We start from the raw sequence: 17,856 nt of genomic DNA, 5'->3' as shown, positions 1-17,856 counted from the left end.
GACATCGACATGGTTGACCGCCAAGGGCGCTCAGAGTTGCATTACAGTGCGCTTGAGGGTGCCGCTGACCAGGCTCGCGCACTCCTGGCGGCCGGGCAGGACCCAAACCTTGGGGATCGTGACGGTTTCGTTCCACTCCACCTGGCGGCACAGCAGGGAAACGTGGAGGTCGCCGAGGTGCTGCTTGAGGCCGGGGCAGTTGTCGATGCGGTCAACAAATACGGGAACACACCCCTGTTTGTAGCGGTCTTTAATTCGCAGGGGCGCGGTGATGTCATCCAATTACTTCGTCGACATGGGGCGGATCCGCGCAAGACCAACGATTCAGGGCAAACTCCCGTTGGCCTGGCTCGACTTATTGCGAATTATGATGTCAAGCAGTTCTTTGAAGACGTCCAGTAAAGTGTGATCCACAGGCAAATGGACTCAACGGCGGCCGAGATCACGACGGAATGCGGCAACTACGAAATTTGGTAGCTCGGCGGTGATGCCATCGCGAAGCACCGCTGAGAAGAAAGGCTGTCGTCAGGGGACCGTCGGTCAGAAATGACAAGAACATCACCAGACTCGGTCGCCCGTTCCAGGCGGAACCGGACTTCCAAGCGGGGAAGTTCAACATCGATATCACCGCTGACGCCGAATATTCGGAACGAATACATCTCAACCGTGACTACATCGATTCGAAGGAGAATCTGCTGACCTACCGGAGGCTGACCATCCCGGAGATGATCGAACTCTTCGGCGAAGCATGACGGCCTGCCGGGTATGCTCCGACCGTTCGCAATCGGCCCGACCTTGTGAGTACGCGACATGACCCACGCAACCTACGAAGACCGGGAGTTTCGCCACCTCAGGCTCGACGAGCGGCCGTGGACGCTCGCCGGTATCTCGGTTCGGGGCGGCGAGTTGTTCGACTGTGCGATTGTGCAGGTCGACGATCCGGCGTACCCGATCCGGTGATCGACTCGGCGATCACCGGAACGCAGCTGGTCAACAGTGCGGCGATCGGCGTGCGGTTCGAAGACGTCACGGTCACCGACTGCCCCACACCGGCCGACCCGGTGTACCTGGACGGGTGCCTGTTCCGGCGTGTCGTCCTGCGCGGGCGGCTGGGTTCGTGGATTTTCAACGAAATGCCAAAGTCGGTCCCCGGTGACCGCGGGGAGGCGTTCGCCGAAGCCGAGCGGCAGTTTACGCGGAAGGCGAGTACGCGCTGGACATCAGCGAGGCGGTGTTCGAATCCGCGTCGATGTTCTCCTTGCCGGGAGAACTCGTCCGGCGCGATCCGGAGACGCAGTTCCTGGTGCGCAAGCAACGGTTGGCCGGAGCGGACCTCTCGACGCTGCCACGGTCCGTCCAGCGCTGGCTGAAGCGCGTGGCCCGCAGCCCGTTCGACTCCACCGTACTCGTCGTCGGCCGCGACGAAGTGGACTTCAAGGAAAGCCTGACGCTCCACCGGAAACTGGTCGACCTGGGCATCGCCGAAGCCTGAAGACAAGGATCACCGTGCTGTACACCTACTTCGCGGCAAAAGGAGGCCGAGAGGCGGAAATGGCCGCTGCTCGCGTCGGCAACGAACTCGACGGCTTGACGGTCAAGGGAGTCGATCCGATGGACGAACTTGCACGACTGGAAGCGGTTCTCACGGGGAGAACCTCGACGAGATCCGATCCGACCCGCGGCACGGCTTGGTGGTTGCAGAGTTCAACGACGACGACTGCGTTGTCCTGCCGTTGACTGATCCGCTGACGAAAGCGCTCGCTTCAGCTGAGCCGGACGTCCTCCGACAGGCGGTGTCGAATGCCGTCGGTGCGGGAGGTGCCTTGAGCATCGTCGCCGAGCGGCCAGCACTGACGGAGTTCGCGGCGGAGCTGGCAGCGCTGGCTCGTCGCGCCGTCTCAGATGGTCAAAAACTCTATTGCCGAGTCGCTTCTTGATTCTCTTCGGCGTCACCCTTGTCGCGGGTGAGTCGGATCGATCTCCCGAAAGCCGAACGGCGTTACCTCACTCGCCGGATCGAAGAACTGGGTCCGTGAAGCGGCGGGTCATCACGGCGCCGGGAGCCGAGCCCCGATCGGCCGGCCGCGTAGTTCACGATGATTCTCGAAACCGAGCGCACGCAGCCCGTCCGTCGCAAGGGTTCATCCGTAGTCAAAAACAACCGAGGTCACATCACACGAGCGAAACCACGGCGCAGGCGGAGGGCGATCGCGCAGGCTGCTCGACTGATCACCGGAGATCGTCCGGATTCCGACGTTGCTATCGGCGGTTCGCGTCCAGCACCAATACCGTCATGTCCAGAATCCGCTGGTAGTAATCGCGATCGCAGGCGTTGAACTCGGGGATGACTCGGATGAGTTGCTGTTCGCATTCGGCGAGGACCTTCCATCTCCGGTCGTCCAGGAGATGTTGTTGCGCCAGCCAGACGGCGACACAACCGGCTGGGTGCGCGTCGAGCATCACCATGTCGATGCCTCCCAGGTCGGCACCTCGCCAGCGGCTTGGGAACGGCGCCTTGCGATGGGCCTCGAAGAGCGTCCTGACAGCTGCCCGCCGACCCGTGAGATCCACCGGCTTTCCCCCTCTTGACTTTGGCGAAGCAATGGTGCGGGCGCACGCTCATCGGCATGTGCGTGCGTCGCGGCCCCCGAGGTCACCGGCCCTACCAAGCGACCAGCAGCTCTGTTCGGTCGGAGATCGCGTAACGAGCCATCGGGAACCACGACTGAGTACCGACTCGCCGGGAGTTCATGCATGTCGATGACCGGGGCGACTGCGTCGACCTCCAAGCCGCTGCCGGGGGTCTGGCCGTGACCTGATCGAGGTGACACCGGTCGGAGTGCGGTTGACCTGCGTCGGCGGCGTGCACGACGTCGGCAACGGCACACCGCCCTGACCGGTCGCGGTGGCCGGTCAGCCGCGCGGGAACGGCGTGCGCAGGACACGCGCGGCGAGCACGGCGCAGACCAGCGCGATCGGGATCTCGGCGAAGACCGCCATACCGATCGCAGTGGCCAGGTCCGGGCCGGGCGCCGCCGCGGTGACGTCGAACCAGGCGTCCACCAGCAGCAGCACCGCGGTACCGACCGCGGTCAGCACGCACCGGCTGTCCCGTCGCAGCAAGAAGCGGCCGGTGGCGAACAGCGCCAGCGCCTCGCAGCTGTCCAGACCGACCCAGACGAGCGACCAGTGCGCGTCCCGCGCGCTGGCCGGCAAGGTGACCGAGAGGTAGAACACCCACGGGATCATCGCGAGCCCGGCCAGCACGAAGGCGACACCGAGCGCCCCCGGCCGGCGTCCGCCGGGGCGGTCGGCGCGGGCGTCCGGACGCCCGCTCCTCGGCCGGGACCCGATCCGGCCGGGGACGGGGTCACGGCTGAGGCTGTCCGTGGCGGCGAGCATGGCGGTCGTCCCCTCTCCGCCCGGCGTCGGCGTCTGATGGTGCGCCGGGCACGATCACCACTCTGGCTGCCGTGGCCCGGCGAATCAGTAATGCGGCTTTCCGTTCCGGGGGTGGTGCTAGGTACAGGCCGAAGCGGGCGTCAGCGCCATGGAGCACCGGTCACGCGGTCGATACCTTGGGGACCATGAACACCGTCCTGGCGCCGATCGGCCGCTTCCTGCTGGCGCCCTGGCGCGGGCGGGCGTGGCGCGACCTGTGGTTCGTGCTCCTCTCCTCGGCGCTGAGCCTGCTGCCGCTGGGTCTGATCGGGCTGCCGTGGGCGTTCTTCGCACCGAGCTACCTGCCGTCGATCCTCGCCTGCGCCTTCCTCCCGCCGCTGGCGGCGGTGCTGCTGGGCCCACAGCTCACGACGCTGCGCCGGTACGCGTACTACGAGATCCGGGGCGCCCAGATCCCCCGGGCCCCGCACACGGCCCGGGACAAGGCGTCCGCGGACGCGCCGTTCCTCCAGCGGATGCGCGCGCGGCTGCGCCACCCGCGCACCTGGCGGCAGGCCTGCTTACTTCGTGATAGGTGCAGTGTGATCGCTTCGTGCGGTGGGCGGGCTGACAGGCTTGTCGCCTGACTGGCGCAGCAGTGCTGCGTGCTCTTCAAGCCCGGGTGCTGCGAACGATGTGCGTCCTCGGTAGACACGAGTCGCTGTCCGCACACGAGCGTGGGATGGTCCCGACGGGTGACTGGGTTGCCCGAGTCGTTGTGCGTCAGACAATTGCTTCTTGTAAGGCTAGCAGGTGGGAAGGTTGCAGTATTTGGTTGTCGGCTTCGAGTCGCGTCGGGGTGATGCTGGTTCTGCCTCGTTCGATCGGGCGGCTTGGAGGTCGTCATGGCGTGGGTTGAGCAGACGGGTCAGGCTTCGTGGCGGGTCCGGTACCGCCGCGCGGACGGAACTGTGGGGTCGGTGCCGGGTTCTCGAGTCGCCGGAGCGCGGATGCGTACGCCGGTGACATGGAGTCTGACCAGCGTCGGCAGGTGTGGATTGATCCGGCGGGTGGCCGGCTCGTGTTGCGGTCGTGGGTGGAGCGGTGGTTTCCGGTGCAGGATCTGGATCCGCGGACGGTGGACAATTACGAGAGTTACCTGCGGTGTCATGTTCTTGTCCGGTTTGGTGCGACGCCATTGGGGGAGATCACGGCGTTGGATGTCGATGCGTGGGTGAAGGAGTCGCGGAGGCGGGCTACGCGGCGGCGACGGTGGCGAGTTGGGTGAAGCTGCTGTCGATGATTCTGAGTGATGCGGTGCGGGAGCGGTTGATTCCGGTCAATCCGGTGCGGCAGCGGCGTCGGCGTGGCCGCCGGTCCCGGGCGATGGTGGCAGAGCGGGTGTGGGCGAGTCCGGAGCAGGTGCTGCGGATTGCGAATCAGGCCGGTGTGCTCGGGGGAGAGGTGGCGCGGTTGCTGGTGATCACGGCGGCGTGGACGGGGTGCCGGTGGGGTGAGCTGGCGGCTCTGCATCGCGACAACCTCGACCTGGAGGCCGGTCGGCTGGTCGTCGACGCCGAGGTCGGTTCCCTGCATGAGTCGCGAGGCCGGCGGTGGTTAGGTCCGCCGAAGACGCCGTCGTCGGCCCGCACGATCGTGTTGCCGCCGTTCCTAGTCCGGCTGCTGCGTCGGCATCTGGAGACGCATCCGTTCGAGTTCGTGTTCACCAACGCGTGTGGCACCTGGCTGTGGCGGTCGAGCTTCGACCGGCGGGTGCTGCGCCCGGCGATCGACGGCGGTGGCGGTAAGGCGGGGGTGCGGCTGTATGCGGTCCAGCCGGGGTTGACGTTTCACGGGTTGCGGCACAGTCACAAGACGTGGTTGATCGCCGGGGGTACGCCGGAGATCGCGCAGGCGCGCCGGTTGGGTCATCATCTGCCGAATCGGGTGGTGGAGGTGTATTCGCATGTGGCGCCGGAGGTGGAGAGGCGGTTGCTGGCCGATCTGCAGCGCCGCTGGCTTAAGGCGACCCGCAGTCCGTATCCGAAGGGGCTGAGGCCAAAGTCGGCAGCGACAGGCCGACCGCGGACAGCCCCGTCGGCAAAACACACTCGATCGGGGTCGGCTGCCCCTATCGCCGCTGGCGGGAGGGGTCAGCTCGGAGGCACTGCCTGTGAGCGGCGGCGACGTGGCGTCAGAGGTTCCGTGGGCGGGAGCGTGGTGCTCCAGAAGTGCCCCAGCAGGGACACCGATGCGTCGGTCGAAGCGAATCACCCAAGATCGTCCCTCAACAGCAAGAAACCCCTCCGACCTGCCGGAACGGCGTGACCGAAGGGGTTCTGCGAGAGAGTGGAGCTAAGGGGACTCGAACCCCTGACCCCCTCACTGCCAGTGAGGTGCGCTACCAGCTGCGCCATAGCCCCGGAGCGAAGTTCAACTCCGCATCTCGTGTGTCCATACATTACACCCCGCCCAGCACCCCTCCGCGCGGGGGTCCCCACACTAACGACAACCCTCTGACCTGCGGCTTTACACCTTATTTTTAGTCGTGTATTGACTCCGGGTGTGGCCGCCGTTACATTTTGCGCGGTTGTGACGCCGAGGTCCCCGCCCGTTACGCCGCGTCTACCCAGACCGGGCACGCCTCTGCCGTTTCCTGCTCTACGAACGCCGCCCACGGCGGCAGAGGAGGTTTCGCATGAAGAGGACGCTGGTGCTGCTGTCCGCAGCATTGGCCCTGGTCGCGGGCACTGCCACCGCACCCGGAGCCCAAGCCGCCGTCACTCCCGATGGCTGGTACACCGTGACCGCCGCGAACAGCGGGAAGTGCGTTGACGCGCGGGCCGCCGGGACCGCGAACGGCACCGTTGTCCAGCAGTACTCCTGCAACCAGACCGCGTCGCAGGAGTGGCAGTTCCAGTCCACCGGCGACGGCTACTTCCGGGTGAACGCCCGGACCAACCCGGCCGCGGCCTGGGATGTCACGAACGTCTCCACCGCCGATGGTGGCCTCGTCCAGCTGTGGACCTACTCCGGCGGCGCCAACCAGCAGTGGCAGGCCGTCGACGAGGGGAACGGCCGGTACCACTTCGTCAGCCGCAACAGCGGGAAGTGCCTCGACGTCCCCGGGGCCTCCGCCGCCGACTCCGTCCAGCTCCAGCAGTACGCCTGCAACGGCACCACCGCGCAGTCGTTCACGCTGAACCCCGTGAACACGACCCAGCCCGGCCAGCCCGACTTCGGCCCGAACGTCGTCGTCTTCGACCCGTCGATGCCGAGCTCGACCATCCAGAGCCGCCTGAACAGCATCTTCGGCCAGCAGGAGCGCAACCAGTTCGGCAGCCAGCGCTATGCCGTGATGTTCAAGCCGGGCACCTACGCCAACGACGTCAACGTCGGCTTCTACACGCAGGTCCTGGGCCTCGGCCTGAGCCCCGACGCCGTGACGATCAACGGCGCCGTGCACGTCGAAGCCGACTGGTTCCCGCCGCAGAACGCCACCCAGAACTTCTGGCGCGGTGCGGAAAACCTGTCCGTCAACCCCACCGGCGGTGCCGACCGCTGGGCGGTGAGCCAGGCCGCGCCGTACCGCCGCATGCACGTCCGCGGCGACCTGCAGCTCGACGACGGCGGCTGGGCCAGCGGCGGCTGGATCTCCGACACGAAGATCGACGGCCAGGTCCGCTCCGGCTCGCAGCAGCAGTGGATCTCCCGCAACTCCCAGTTCGGCAGCTGGTCCGGCTCCAACTGGAACATGGTCTTCGCCGGGGTCCAGGGCGCCCCCGCCAACACCTTCCCGACGCCGCCGTACACCACGGTCGCCCAGACGCCCGTCGTGCGCGAGAAGCCCTTCCTCTACATCGACAACGCCGGCAGCTACCAGGTCTTCGTGCCGAGCACCAAGACCAACGCCTCCGGCACCAGCTGGGCGAACGGCACCGCTCCCGGCAGCTCGATCCCGATCGACCAGTTCTACATCGCCAAGCCCGGCGCGAGCGCCGCGGACATGAACGCCGCGCTCGCCGCCGGCAAGAACCTGCTGGTCACGCCCGGTGTCTACCACCTCAACCAGACGCTGCGCGTCACCCGGCCCGACACCGTCGTGCTCGGTCTCGGCATCGCGACCCTGGTGCCGGACAACGGCATCACCGCGATGACCGTCGACGACGTCGACGGCGTCAAGGTCGCGGGCCTGCTCATCGACGCCGGCACGACCAGCTCGAACACGCTCATGCAGGTCGGCCCGGCCGGCTCGACCGCGAACCACGCGGCGAACCCGACGTCACTGCACGACGTGTTCTTCCGGATCGGCGGCCCGGCCGTCGGCAAGGCGACGAACAGCCTGGTGGTGAACAGCGGCAACGTGATCGGCGACCACATGTGGATCTGGCGCGCCGACCACGCCGCCGACAACAGCTACGTCGGCTGGACCACCAACACCGCCGACACCGGCCTGATCGTCAACGGCGACAACGTGACGATGTACGGCCTCTTCGTCGAGCACTACCAGAAGACGCAGGTGGTCTGGAACGGCAACGGCGGCCGCACGTACTTCTTCCAGAACGAGATGCCCTACGACGTGCCGAACCAGGCGAGCTGGATGAACGGTTCCACGCAAGGGTTCTCCGCCTACAAGGTGGGCCCGAACGTGACCAGCCACGAGGCGTGGGGGCTGGGCAGCTACTGCTACTTCAGCACCAACCCCTCGGTCGCGAGCGCGCACGCCTACGAGGCGCCGAACACCGCCGGCGTCCGGTTCCACGACATGGTGACCGTGTCGCTCAACTACCAGGGCACGATCACGCACGTGATCAACACCACCGGGGCGGCGACGCCGACCGGCACCAAGCCGGTCAACCTGGTGAGCTACCCCTGAGCACCGGCGTGCGCCGTGGTGGCGGCCGCGGCGCACGCCGGTCCTTTGTGGATACGCCCGAACGGGGTGTTCGGGAAGCCGCCGGCGGGTGGTCGTCGCGATACTGGGGTCCCCAACGATCCGGGAGCGGCAGATGACCTCCTTCGCAGCGTTCACCGTCGTCGAACCCCGTCGGGCCTGGCCGCTGGTCGCCGTCCGCGGCGTCTTCGCCGTGCTCTTCGGGCTCTTCGCGCTGATCTGGCCCGGCGCCACCGTGCTCGTCCTGGCGATCCTGTACGGCGTGTACGCGATCGTCGACGGCATCGGCGGCCTGATGCAGGCGTTCCGCCCGGGCGACGCCGCCCACCGCGTGGCCTACGGCGTCCTCGGCGCGCTCGGCATCATCGCCGGCATCCTCGTCCTGGTCTGGCCGGGCATCACGGTGCTGCTGCTGGCCCTGCTGGTCGGCCTGTGGGCGATCGTCACCGGGATCGCCGAGATCGCGGCGGCGGTCCGGCTGCGCAAGCAGATCCGCGGCGAGGCGTTCCTCATCGCGGCGGGCGCGATCTCGGTGCTCGCCGGCGTCCTCATCGTGATCAACCCGATCGCCGGTGCGTACGGCATCGCCCTGCTCGTCGGCATCTACGCGGTGCTCTACGGCGTCGTGCTGCTGGTTTTGGCCTTCCGGCTCCGGAAGCTCGCCGCCTGAGTAGCGTGCGGGGGTGTCGACCCGCGAACTGGTGGTGCTGGGCACCGCGAGCCAGGTGCCCACGCGCCACCGCAACCAGAACGGCTACCTCCTGCGCTGGGACGGCGAGGGCATCCTCTTCGACCCGGGTGAAGGCACGCAGCGGCAGATGCTGCGCGCCGGCGTCGCCGCGTCCGACGTCACGCGCCTCTGCGTCACGCACTTCCACGGCGACCACAGCCTCGGCCTGCCCGGGGTGATCCAGCGGCTGTCGCTGGACAAGGTGCCGCACCCGGTCCACGCCCACTTCCCGGCGTCCGGCGCGCACTACTTCGCGCGGATGCGGCACGCGACGGCGTTCTACGAGCAGGCTGACCTGCGGGAACACCCGATCACCGAGGACGGCCCGATCGCCACCGGCAAGCTCGCCCTCGAGGCCCGGCGGCTGAGCCACCCCGTCGAGGCGTTCGGCTACCGGCTGGTCGAGCCGGACGGCCGGACGATGCTGCCCGAGCGGCTCGAGGAACACGGCATCGGCGGCCCGGACGTCGGCAGGCTGCAGCGCGAGGGCCACCTCCGAGGCGTCAGCCTCGACGACGTCAGCGGGGTCCGGCGCGGCCAGCGGTTCGCGTTCGTGATGGACACCCGCCTGTGCGACGCCGTCTACGCCCTCGCCGAGGACGCCGACATGCTCGTGATCGAGTCGACGTTCCTCGCCGAGGACACCCAGCTCGCCCGCGACTTCGGGCACCTGACCGCGCAGCAGGCGGCGCGCGTCGCCGCCGAGTCCGGCGTCCGGCAGCTCGTGCTGACCCACTTCTCGCAGCGCTATCCGGACCCGGCGCGCTTCCTGGAGGAGGCCAAGGCCGAGTTCGACGGCGAGATCGTCGTGGCCGAGGACCTGGAGCGGGTCCAGGTGCCGAAACGGCGGTCCTCCCCGGACGGGCGCGGCGCGCCGTAGGCTGCATCCGTGAGCCAGCCGATCCTGATGACCGTCGACGACGATCCCGCCGTGTCCCGTTCGGTCGCCCGTGACCTGCGGCGCCGCTACGGGAAGGACTACCGCGTCATCCGCGCCGACTCCGGCCAGGACGCCCTCGACGCGCTGCGCGAGATCAAGCTGCGCGGCGACGCCGTCGCGGCGATCCTCGCCGACTACCGGATGCCGCAGATGGACGGGATCGCCTTCCTCGAGAAGGCGATGGACCTGTTCCCGCACGCCCGCCGTGCCCTGCTGACCGCCTACGCCGACACCGACGCCGCGATCCAGGCGATCAACGTCGTCGACGTCGACCACTACCTGCTCAAGCCGTGGGACCCGCCGGAGGAGAAGCTCTACCCGGTGATCGACGCGCTGGTGGAGACCTGGCGCGCGGTCGGCGACCGGCCCGTCGAGGAGGTCAAGCTCCTCGGCCACAAGTACTCGTCGCCGTCGTTCCACATGCGCGACTTCCTCGCGCGCAACGCCGTGCCGTACCGCTGGTTCTCCGTCGACGAGCCCGAGGGCAAGCGCCTGCTGCAGGCGGCGGACGCCACCGAGGCCGACATCCCGGTGGTCGTCACCCCGGACGGCACCGTCCTCAAGCAGCCCAGCGGCAGCGAGATCGCCGACGCGGTCGGCTTGTCGACCCGCCCGGCGCAGGAGTTCTACGACCTCGTCGTGATCGGCGGCGGTCCCGCAGGCCTCGGCGCGGCCGTGTACGGCGCGTCCGAGGGCCTGCGCACGGTCCTCGTCGAGAAGAAGGCCACCGGTGGCCAGGCCGGCACGAGTTCGCGCATTGAGAACTACCTCGGCTTCCCCGACGGCGTCTCGGGCGCCCAGCTGACCGACCGGGCGCGGCGCCAGGCCCAGAAGTTCGGTGCCGAGGTGCTGACCGCGCGTGACGTCGTCGGCCTGGAGGCCCGCGGCTCGTCGCGGGTGATCACCTTCGGCGACGGCAGCGAGATCGCCGCGCACTCGGTGATCCTCGCCAGCGGCGTCACCTACCGCGCCCTGGAGGCCGACGGCATCGAGGAGCTGAGCGGCCGCGGCGTCTACTACGGTTCGGCCTCGACCGAGGCGCCCGAGTGCAAGGGCGAGCACGTCTACATCGTCGGCGGCGCGAACTCCGCCGGGCAGGCCGCGGTGTTCTTCTCCCGGCACGCCAGCGACGTCACGATCCTGGTGCGCGGCTCGTCGCTGGAGGCGTCGATGTCGCACTACCTGATCGAGCAGATCGCCGGCATCGAAAACATCCACGTCCGGACGCACACGACGGTCAAGCAGGCCCACGGCGACGGCCACCTCGAGCGGCTCACGCTGTGCGAGGACGGCGTCACCGAGACGGTCGAGACCGGGCACCTGTTCATCTTCATCGGTGCCGCCCCGCGCACGGACTGGCTCGGCGAGGACATCCAGCGCGACGACCACGGCTTCGTCCGCACCGGCCCCGACCTCCTCACCGCCGGGCAGCGGCCCCCCGGCTGGCCGCTCGACCGTGATCCGCACTACCTCGAGTCGTCGATCCCGGGCGTGTTCGTGGCCGGTGACGTGCGGTCCCAGTCGGTCAAGCGGGTGGCGTCCGCGGTCGGCGAGGGCGCGATGGCCGTGACGCTGGTACACCGGTACCTGGAGGAACAATGAGCGCACTGCCGCGGGAAGAGCTTCGCGGCCTCTTCCTGTTCGAACACCTTTCCGAAGCCCAGCTCGACTGGGTCGCCGCCAACGGCGTCCTGGAGCAGTACGAGGGCGACACCTTCGTCATCCGCGAGGGTGAGGAAGCGACCTGCTTCTACGTGATCCTGAACGGCGCCGTCCGGATGACGCGGCTGGTCAGCGGCACCGAGGTCGAAACCAACCGCTCCGACCAGCGCGGTGCCTACTTCGGCGCGACGCAGTTCTTCGTGCACCAGGAAGCCGAGCACCGCTACGGCGCTTCGGTCCAGGCTCTGAGCGATCTGACGCTGCTCGCGCTGCCCGCCGCCGAGTTCGCCGTCGAGTTCCGCCAGTGGTTCCCGATGGCGACCCACCTGCTGGAGGGCATGTACCTCGGCTGGCGCAACAGCGACACGGTGATCGGCTCGCGCCGCCGTCTCCTGGCGCTGGGTGAGCTGTCGGCCGGCCTGACGCACGAGCTGAACAACCCCGCGGCGGCCGCCGTCCGGGCGACGTCCGCGCTGCGCGAACGCGTCGCCGGGATGCGGCACAAGCTCGCCTTCCTGGCGAAGAAGGACATCGACCCGGAGCTGCTCTACCAGCTCATCGACGTCCAGGAACGCCTGGTCAAGCAGGTCGCGCAGGCGGAGAAGCTGACCGCGATGCAGCAGGCCGACCGCGAGGACGAGATCACCGACTGGTTCGACAACCACGGCATCGACGGCGGCTGGGACCTCGCCGACATCTACGTCCGCGCCGGGCTGACCACGGCCGACCTGGACAACGTGCTGGAGCAGGTCGGCGACACCTTCATGGACGGCGCCGTCCGCTGGCTCGCCTACGCGCTCGAGACCGAGATGCTGATGGGCGAGATCGAGGACTCGACCACGCGCATCTCCGCGCTGGTCGGCAAGGCCAAGCAGTACTCGCAGATGGACCGGGCGCCGCACCAGTGGGTCGACGTCCACGACGGCCTCGACTCCACGCTCGTGATGCTGTCCGGCAAGATCGGCGACGGCGTCCGCGTCGTCAAGGAGTACGACCGCTCCCTGCCGAAGGTCCCGGCCTACCCGGCCGAGCTGAACCAGGTCTGGACGAACATCATCGACAACGCCCTGGGCGCCATGAAGGGCGAAGGCACCCTGACGCTGCGCACGTGGCGCGTCGACGACCAGATCCGCGTCGAGATCGGCGACACCGGCCCGGGCATCCCCGCGGACATCAAGCCGCGGATCTTCGAGCCGTTCTTCACGACGAAGCCGGTCGGCGAGGGCACCGGGCTCGGCCTGGACATCTCGTGGAAGATCGTCGTCGAACGGCACCAGGGCGATCTGCGCGTCGAGTCCGAACCAGGGAACACCCGGTTCGAGGTCTGCCTGCCGACGGTCGAGCAGGCCTCGCTCTGATGAGCTCCGTCCCGACGGTCACGACCGAACTCGGGGCGCTGGTGGGGCTGGCGGGCGACGGCGTCCGGCGGTGGCGCGGGATCCCGTACGCCCGACCGCCGGTCGGCGAGCTGCGGTGGAAGGCGCCACGGCCGCCGTCGCTGCCGCGCGGTGTGCACGTCACGGCGGAGTACGGCCCGCACGCGATGCAGGCGCCGGACCCGATGAACCCGTCCGCGGTGTGCGACGAGGACTGCCTGTACCTCAACGTCTGCACGCCGGAAGGGCCCGTGCCGGCGGGTGGGTGGCCGGTGCTGTTCTGGCTCCACGGCGGCGGGTACCGCGTCGGCCACGGCGAGCAGCTGGGCGACGGCGAGGAGTTCGCGCGCGCCGGCATCGTCGTGGTCACGATCAACTACCGGCTCGGTTCGCTCGGCTTCCTGCACCTCGCCGGGATCTTCGGTGAGTCCGAAATGGACGCCGGGGTCTGCGGCCTGCTCGACCAGATCGAGGCCCTGAAGTGGGTGCGCCGCAACATCTCCGCGTTCGGCGGCGACCCCGCGCGGATCACCGTCTACGGCGTTTCTGCGGGCGCGAAGAGCCTCGGCAACCTGATGGGCAGCCCGCTGGGCGCGGGGTTGTTCGCGCAGGCGATCAGCAGCAGCGGCGGCGCGGACCACGTGGCGACGCCGGAAGCCGGGACGGCGCTGGCCCGCCGGCTCCTGGACGAAGTCGGCTGCCACGACATCGACGCGCTGCGGGCGTTGCCGGCGAAGGAGTTCGTCGAAGCGCAGGAACGGATCCTCACCGGCTTCCAGGCGCTGTGGCTCTGGCGGCCGACGCTGCATCCGCGCGTGCTGCCGGAGGTCCCGATCGAGCCGATCCGCCGGGGGAGCGCGGCCGGGATCCCGCTGCTGATCGGCTGCAACAGCAACGAAGGCAGCACGTACGCGCTGATGCTCGGCGACGACGTCGCGACGGCTCCGGCGTCCGACGTGCTCGCGAGCATCCTCGGCGACGAAGGCGCTTCGCGGCTTCTCGAGACATACCTCCGCCGCGTCCCCGACCTCAAAGCCGCGAAGATCGCCGCGATGGGCGACGAACGCTACGGCATCCCGACGCAGCGGCTCGCCGACGCGCAGTCCGCGCACGCGCCCGTCTACCGCTACCGCATCGACGTCGCGGCGCCCGGCGTGCCCGAACAGCTCGACGGCGGCCACGGCACCGAGACGACCATGGCGTGGAAGACCCCGCTGCCGCTCTACGCTGAGGCGACCGCGGTGAACCCCGCCCGCGAGCGCGCGGCGTTGCTGATCCACCGCTGCTGGGTGCGGTTCGTGCACGACGGCGTCGCGTCCGCGGACGGTCCCGAATGGCCGCCGTACGGCCCCGAATTGCGGCCGGTGCTGGTTTTCCGGGAAGACACCGATCTGGTGCTCGACCCGCGGGCCGACGAGCGGAAAGCCTGGGGCGACGCGGAATGGGCGTCCGGGACCTGGTTTCCGGTGCTCTGACAGGGTTTCCGTGATTTACCCGTGTGAGTGATGATGTTCGAACGGGCGTTCGAGTAGCTTGGTCAGTGTCAGCCAATCCGGGCTGGCACAGGCAAAAGGGGAGCTATGAACGCGTTCCGAGTTTCGGCAGAGTCAGCGTCACGGCCGCCGTGGTCAGCCAGGTCAGCAAATCCGTCAGGGGAATGCGGGAAAGCCGTTCCGGCCATTCCTCCGCCATTGTGTGCAACACGAGTTCGTCGCGCCGTGGCTCGACCTTCGTCAGCTTTATGCCCGGCGGGAGTTCCGGCAGCGGAAGCACGATGGGGCGGAAGCGGGCCGGTGGGCGCAGCTGCCGCCGTCCGATGTGGAGTGTCCGCGGCACGAGCACCACGGCGTCGTCCGCCACCTGGGCTTCGAGCGTCAGGTGACCCCACTGCGGGCGCTTGGCCCAGTGGATCTGGAGCAGCCCGCTCTCGGCCGGGGCCGCGACGATCCCGGGGCGGACCGCCGCCACCCGCTCGCGCAGCACATCCGCGGACACCGCGATGTGCAGTTCGACCCGCGCGGGGATGGCGGCCGGCGTGGGCAGCGAGCGGAGGCGGACGTCTTCGGCGAGCACGGTGACCCGGCGCAACGGGATGCTTCCCGGCTCGCCGTCGTCCTCGGTTGCCGACTGCGGCCAGTCGACGTCCTCGGCGACGATCCGGACGTCGCCGACGCGGCCGGTGGCCAGCCGGAGGCTGTCGGCCGGGTAGTCGAGCTCGGTGAGCGTGAGGCCGACTTCGCGGTCGCCGACCTTCGCCGTCAGCCTGCGGCCGACGAGCTGCTCGGTGACGGTGCGCGCCAAGGCGGCCGGGGTGACCGGGACGTTCGGGAGCAGGGCACGCCCGGCCGCGGCCAGCCCGGCCAGCTCGGGCCAAGGCGACCAGCCGTCGAACCACCTGCCGTCGCTCATCCGTCCAGTGTCGCTGAAGAACACCGGTGGCGGCGACGGCGGGTGGTCCGGCGGCGCGGGTGGGGCAGCGGTTCGCCGCCCGTCACCGGCCCGCGAAGCGGGCGATGATGCCGGTGACGACCAGCCAGAACACCGCGGCCAGGCCGAAGTCGAGGATCACGGCCAGGCTCGGGCTGTCCACCGGGAACAAACCGGGCCAGAACAAGGCGAGAGGAACCGCCAGTGACTTGATGAACTGGAAGAAGGCGTTGCCGGCGTTGGCACCGGCGAGCACCATGATCATGTAAAGAACTTCGATCCCCGCGAAGATCGCGCCGATCGCCGTGATGACCCGCACGGCCGTGTTCCGTCTGGTGGTGGTTCGCCAAGGAGACATGCCCGCAAAATTCCCGGATCGGGTGACGGATCAAACGCTCCAAGGGGCAGATTGCGCCGTTCGGCCGCTTCCTGTCGCTCTCCGCTAGCTGGATAGCGCGCTCAGTGAGCTTCCTGTGCGTCCTGTTCACGGCGTTGTCGTGGGTGCTGCCGCACGCCTTCACGTCCGACCCGGGCGTGCTTGCCGAGATCCCGCACGCGTGGTGGTTCTTCGTCGCGCTGCAGCCGATCGCCGGGGTGGTCTTCGCCCTGGACGGCGTCCTGCTGGGCGCGGGCGACGCCGCCTTCCTCCGCAACGCCACCCTGGGCTTCCTGCCGCTGATCTGGGCGTCCCTGGGGTAGGACGGGCATCTGGACCGGCCTCTCCCTCTTCATGCTCCTCCGCCTGCGGCGATCCTGGCCCGCTGGCACTCGGGCAACTGGGCGATCACGGGCGCCACCCGCCCCGCCTGACCGGTCGGCTCGCGTACCCAGAGGGTCGGCTCACGAACCGACCTCCAGGTACGCGAGATGCCCTCCAGGCACGCTAGGTGCGGGCCTTTTCGGCGCCGCCGAGCAGACGGGCCACGGCCCAGTCCTGCACGGCGAGCCCGACGGACTTGAACACCGTTCGTCCGTTCACCACCGGCGGGGTGCGCAGGGCCTGACCCAGCTCGAGCAGCGCACCTCGGTCGAGGAGCCCGGTCTCCACGGCGTGGATCACCTCACCGGCCTCCTCGAGGGCGGCGCCCACCTGGTCCACCACGACGAGACCGGCGGTGGCGAGCAACCCGGCGGGAAGCTCCCGCATGGACGGCAGGTACGACCCGATCGCGTTGACGTGAACCCGTTCGGGCAAGTCATCGACGGCGAAGAGAGGAGCGCGAGACGAAGTAGCGCAACAGACGATCTCCGCGTCGGACACGGCGTCCGAGGCGCTCGAAGCCACCCGCGTCACCATTCCGGGGAACTCGGCGGCCATCCGTCCCGCGAAGGCCTCGGCCCGCGACCGGTCGCGGCCGAACACGGCCAGCCGGCGCACCGGGCGCACCGCCGCCACGGCGCGCACCTGGTCGGCGGCCTGCGCGCCCGTGCCCAGCAGGGCGAGCCGGTGGGCGTCGGGTGGGGCGAGGAGGTCCGTCGCGACGCCGGACGCCGCGCCCGTGCGCAAGGTCGTCACCTCGACGGCGTCGGCGACCACCTGGCCCTCGGCGGTGTTCCAGACGAGCGTGCCCAGGATCATCGGCGTGCGGCCGGCGACCAGGCTGAGCGTCTTCACGACGGTCGTCGACGACGGGGTGTGGCAGGCGCTCATCACGAGCGTGGTGCCACCGCCGAAGGACAACCGTTGCGGCACTGCGAAATGTCCGGCGGCGAGGTCGAGGAACGCCTCCCGCACCGCGTCGACGGCGGCCGTCATCGGCACGGCCTTCCGGACGTCGTCGGCGTCGAGCATGCGCGCGGCCCTCCCGGGTCGGGGTCTGCCGCTAGCCTGACGGGATGTCCGAGGCCACGCAAGATCCGTGCGAGGAGCAGCGGTTCGTCCGCGACGACTGGTACGGCGAGGAGATCACCGGGCGGCACTACGTGCGGTGCGAGTTCCGGGAGGTCGACTTCTCGGAGGCGGTCACGCGGAACTCGGTGTTCACCGACTGCGTGTTCGGCAACGTGCGGTTCAACGCGTCGCGGCACGAGGATTCGGCGTTCACCGGCTGCGCCTTCAAGCGGTGCAACTTCTTCGACGCGGAGTTCACCGGGTGCAAGCTCGTCGGCGCCACCTTCAGCGAGTGCGAGCTGCGCCCGCTGCGGGTCACCGGCGGCGACTGGTCGTTCGCCGGGCTGGCGGGCGCCGACCTGCGGTCGGTCACCATCCAGGGCGTGCGCCTGCGGGAGGCCGACCTCACCGGGGCGAACTGCGCCGGCGCGGTGTTCACCGACGTCGACCTGTCCGGGGCGACGCTGCACGCCGTGCAGCTGCCGCGCGCCGACCTGCGAGGCAGCGACCTGTCGGCGCTCGACCCGCTGAACGCCGACCTGGCCGGCGCGATCGTGTCACCCGAACAGGCTGCGGTGCTCGTCACGTCGCTGGGGCTGCACGTCCGGGCGTAGG

The 17,856-nt window shown here is 69.1% G+C and carries 19 protein-coding genes, 1 tRNA gene and 1 pseudogene; 15 read left to right on the top strand and 6 right to left on the bottom strand.

What is annotated here, in order from left to right; genetic code table 11:
- The first annotated feature begins 9 nt into the window (after positions 1 to 9).
- The 4 genes from ACH54P_RS21690 (at position 10) to ACH54P_RS21675 (ending at position 1,737) form a co-directional block, all read left to right on the top strand.
- Positions 10 to 402, top strand: coding sequence for an ankyrin repeat domain-containing protein (locus tag ACH54P_RS21690; RefSeq protein ID WP_489915492.1), 393 nt, complete (start codon positions 10 to 12; stop codon positions 400 to 402).
- Positions 403 to 810: 408 nt separating this feature from the next.
- Complete coding sequence (locus ACH54P_RS21685; RefSeq protein ID WP_489915490.1) at positions 811 to 960, top strand: hypothetical protein; 150 nt, start codon at positions 811 to 813, stop codon at positions 958 to 960.
- Positions 961 to 1,231: 271 nt separating this feature from the next.
- Positions 1,232 to 1,492 carry a hypothetical protein gene (locus tag ACH54P_RS21680; protein ID WP_489915488.1) on the top strand — a complete coding sequence of 87 codons (261 nt, stop codon included), beginning with the start codon at positions 1,232 to 1,234 and terminating at the stop codon, positions 1,490 to 1,492.
- A 14-nt stretch (positions 1,493 to 1,506) separates the two neighbouring features.
- Positions 1,507 to 1,737, top strand: a complete 231-nt coding sequence (locus ACH54P_RS21675; RefSeq protein ID WP_489915486.1) for a hypothetical protein — start codon at positions 1,507 to 1,509, stop codon at positions 1,735 to 1,737.
- Between the two features lie 522 nt (positions 1,738 to 2,259).
- On the opposite strand, the gene ACH54P_RS21670 is transcribed toward ACH54P_RS21675, so the two are convergent.
- Together ACH54P_RS21670 and ACH54P_RS21665 are read right to left on the bottom strand one after the other, a co-directional pair.
- A complete protein-coding gene (locus ACH54P_RS21670; protein ID WP_489915484.1) occupies positions 2,260 to 2,571 on the bottom strand; it encodes a hypothetical protein in 312 nt (103 codons plus the stop codon).
- A 342-nt stretch (positions 2,572 to 2,913) separates the two neighbouring features.
- Positions 2,914 to 3,402 carry a hypothetical protein gene (locus ACH54P_RS21665; RefSeq protein WP_489915482.1) on the bottom strand — a complete coding sequence of 163 codons (489 nt, stop codon included), beginning with the start codon at positions 3,400 to 3,402 and terminating at the stop codon, positions 2,914 to 2,916.
- Between the two features lie 185 nt (positions 3,403 to 3,587).
- Here ACH54P_RS21665 and ACH54P_RS21660 point away from each other — a divergent pair, with 185 nt between their 5' ends.
- The 3 genes from ACH54P_RS21660 (at position 3,588) to ACH54P_RS21650 (ending at position 5,709) form a co-directional block, all read left to right on the top strand.
- Positions 3,588 to 4,028, top strand: coding sequence for a hypothetical protein (locus ACH54P_RS21660; RefSeq protein WP_489915480.1), 441 nt, complete (start codon positions 3,588 to 3,590; stop codon positions 4,026 to 4,028).
- Between the two features lie 380 nt (positions 4,029 to 4,408).
- Complete coding sequence (locus ACH54P_RS21655) at positions 4,409 to 4,669, top strand: tyrosine-type recombinase/integrase (RefSeq protein ID WP_489915478.1); 261 nt, start codon at positions 4,409 to 4,411, stop codon at positions 4,667 to 4,669.
- Positions 4,666 to 5,709, top strand: a complete 1,044-nt coding sequence (locus tag ACH54P_RS21650) for a tyrosine-type recombinase/integrase (RefSeq protein WP_489915476.1) — start codon at positions 4,666 to 4,668, stop codon at positions 5,707 to 5,709. Before ACH54P_RS21655 ends, ACH54P_RS21650 begins: the two co-directional genes overlap by 4 nt.
- 22 nt (positions 5,710 to 5,731) lie before the next feature.
- Here ACH54P_RS21650 and ACH54P_RS21645 read toward each other — a convergent pair.
- A tRNA-Ala gene (locus tag ACH54P_RS21645) sits at positions 5,732 to 5,804 on the bottom strand.
- 275 nt (positions 5,805 to 6,079) lie between these two features.
- On the opposite strand from ACH54P_RS21645, the gene ACH54P_RS21640 reads away from it, so the two are divergent.
- From ACH54P_RS21640 to ACH54P_RS21615, 6 genes are all read left to right on the top strand, one after another.
- Positions 6,080 to 8,257 carry an RICIN domain-containing protein gene (locus tag ACH54P_RS21640; protein WP_489915474.1) on the top strand — a complete coding sequence of 726 codons (2,178 nt, stop codon included), beginning with the start codon at positions 6,080 to 6,082 and terminating at the stop codon, positions 8,255 to 8,257.
- Positions 8,258 to 8,390: 133 nt separating this feature from the next.
- Positions 8,391 to 8,945 carry an HdeD family acid-resistance protein gene (locus ACH54P_RS21635; protein WP_489915472.1) on the top strand — a complete coding sequence of 185 codons (555 nt, stop codon included), beginning with the start codon at positions 8,391 to 8,393 and terminating at the stop codon, positions 8,943 to 8,945.
- Between the two features lie 13 nt (positions 8,946 to 8,958).
- On the top strand, positions 8,959 to 9,885 hold the full coding sequence (locus ACH54P_RS21630) for a ribonuclease Z (RefSeq protein ID WP_489915470.1): 927 nt from the start codon (positions 8,959 to 8,961) through the stop codon (positions 9,883 to 9,885).
- 9 nt (positions 9,886 to 9,894) lie between these two features.
- Positions 9,895 to 11,547, top strand: a complete 1,653-nt coding sequence (locus ACH54P_RS21625; RefSeq protein WP_489915468.1) for an FAD-dependent oxidoreductase — start codon at positions 9,895 to 9,897, stop codon at positions 11,545 to 11,547.
- Positions 11,544 to 12,965, top strand: coding sequence for an ATP-binding protein (locus tag ACH54P_RS21620; protein ID WP_489915466.1), 1,422 nt, complete (start codon positions 11,544 to 11,546; stop codon positions 12,963 to 12,965). Before ACH54P_RS21625 ends, ACH54P_RS21620 begins: the two co-directional genes overlap by 4 nt.
- Entirely contained in the window at positions 12,965 to 14,458 is a 1,494-nt protein-coding gene (locus tag ACH54P_RS21615) for a carboxylesterase/lipase family protein (protein ID WP_489915464.1), read from the top strand. The genes ACH54P_RS21620 and ACH54P_RS21615 overlap by 1 nt, the downstream gene beginning before the upstream one ends.
- A gap of 103 nt (positions 14,459 to 14,561) precedes the next feature.
- On the opposite strand, the gene ACH54P_RS21610 is transcribed toward ACH54P_RS21615, so the two are convergent.
- Together ACH54P_RS21610 and ACH54P_RS21605 are read right to left on the bottom strand one after the other, a co-directional pair.
- Positions 14,562 to 15,392 (bottom strand): hypothetical protein, encoded by an 831-nt coding sequence (locus tag ACH54P_RS21610; protein WP_489915462.1) that lies wholly within the window; start codon positions 15,390 to 15,392, stop codon positions 14,562 to 14,564.
- Between the two features lie 82 nt (positions 15,393 to 15,474).
- Positions 15,475 to 15,729, bottom strand: a complete 255-nt coding sequence (locus ACH54P_RS21605) for a hypothetical protein (RefSeq protein WP_020643997.1) — start codon at positions 15,727 to 15,729, stop codon at positions 15,475 to 15,477.
- A 149-nt stretch (positions 15,730 to 15,878) separates the two neighbouring features.
- Here ACH54P_RS21605 and ACH54P_RS21600 point away from each other — a divergent pair.
- Positions 15,879 to 16,220, top strand: a pseudogene (locus ACH54P_RS21600) (MATE family efflux transporter); the annotation flags it as partial.
- Between the two features lie 73 nt (positions 16,221 to 16,293).
- On the opposite strand, the gene ACH54P_RS21595 reads toward ACH54P_RS21600, so the two are convergent.
- Positions 16,294 to 17,202 (bottom strand): ornithine cyclodeaminase family protein, encoded by a 909-nt coding sequence (locus ACH54P_RS21595; RefSeq protein WP_489915460.1) that lies wholly within the window; start codon positions 17,200 to 17,202, stop codon positions 16,294 to 16,296.
- Between the two features lie 44 nt (positions 17,203 to 17,246).
- Here ACH54P_RS21595 and ACH54P_RS21590 point away from each other — a divergent pair, with 44 nt between their 5' ends.
- Complete coding sequence (locus ACH54P_RS21590; RefSeq protein WP_489915458.1) at positions 17,247 to 17,855, top strand: pentapeptide repeat-containing protein; 609 nt, start codon at positions 17,247 to 17,249, stop codon at positions 17,853 to 17,855.
- Position 17,856 lies beyond the last annotated feature (1 nt).

It is taken from the genome of Amycolatopsis sp. N2S4-7 (genome assembly GCF_058119595.1).
This window is presented reverse-complemented; position numbering and strand designations above follow the sequence as displayed.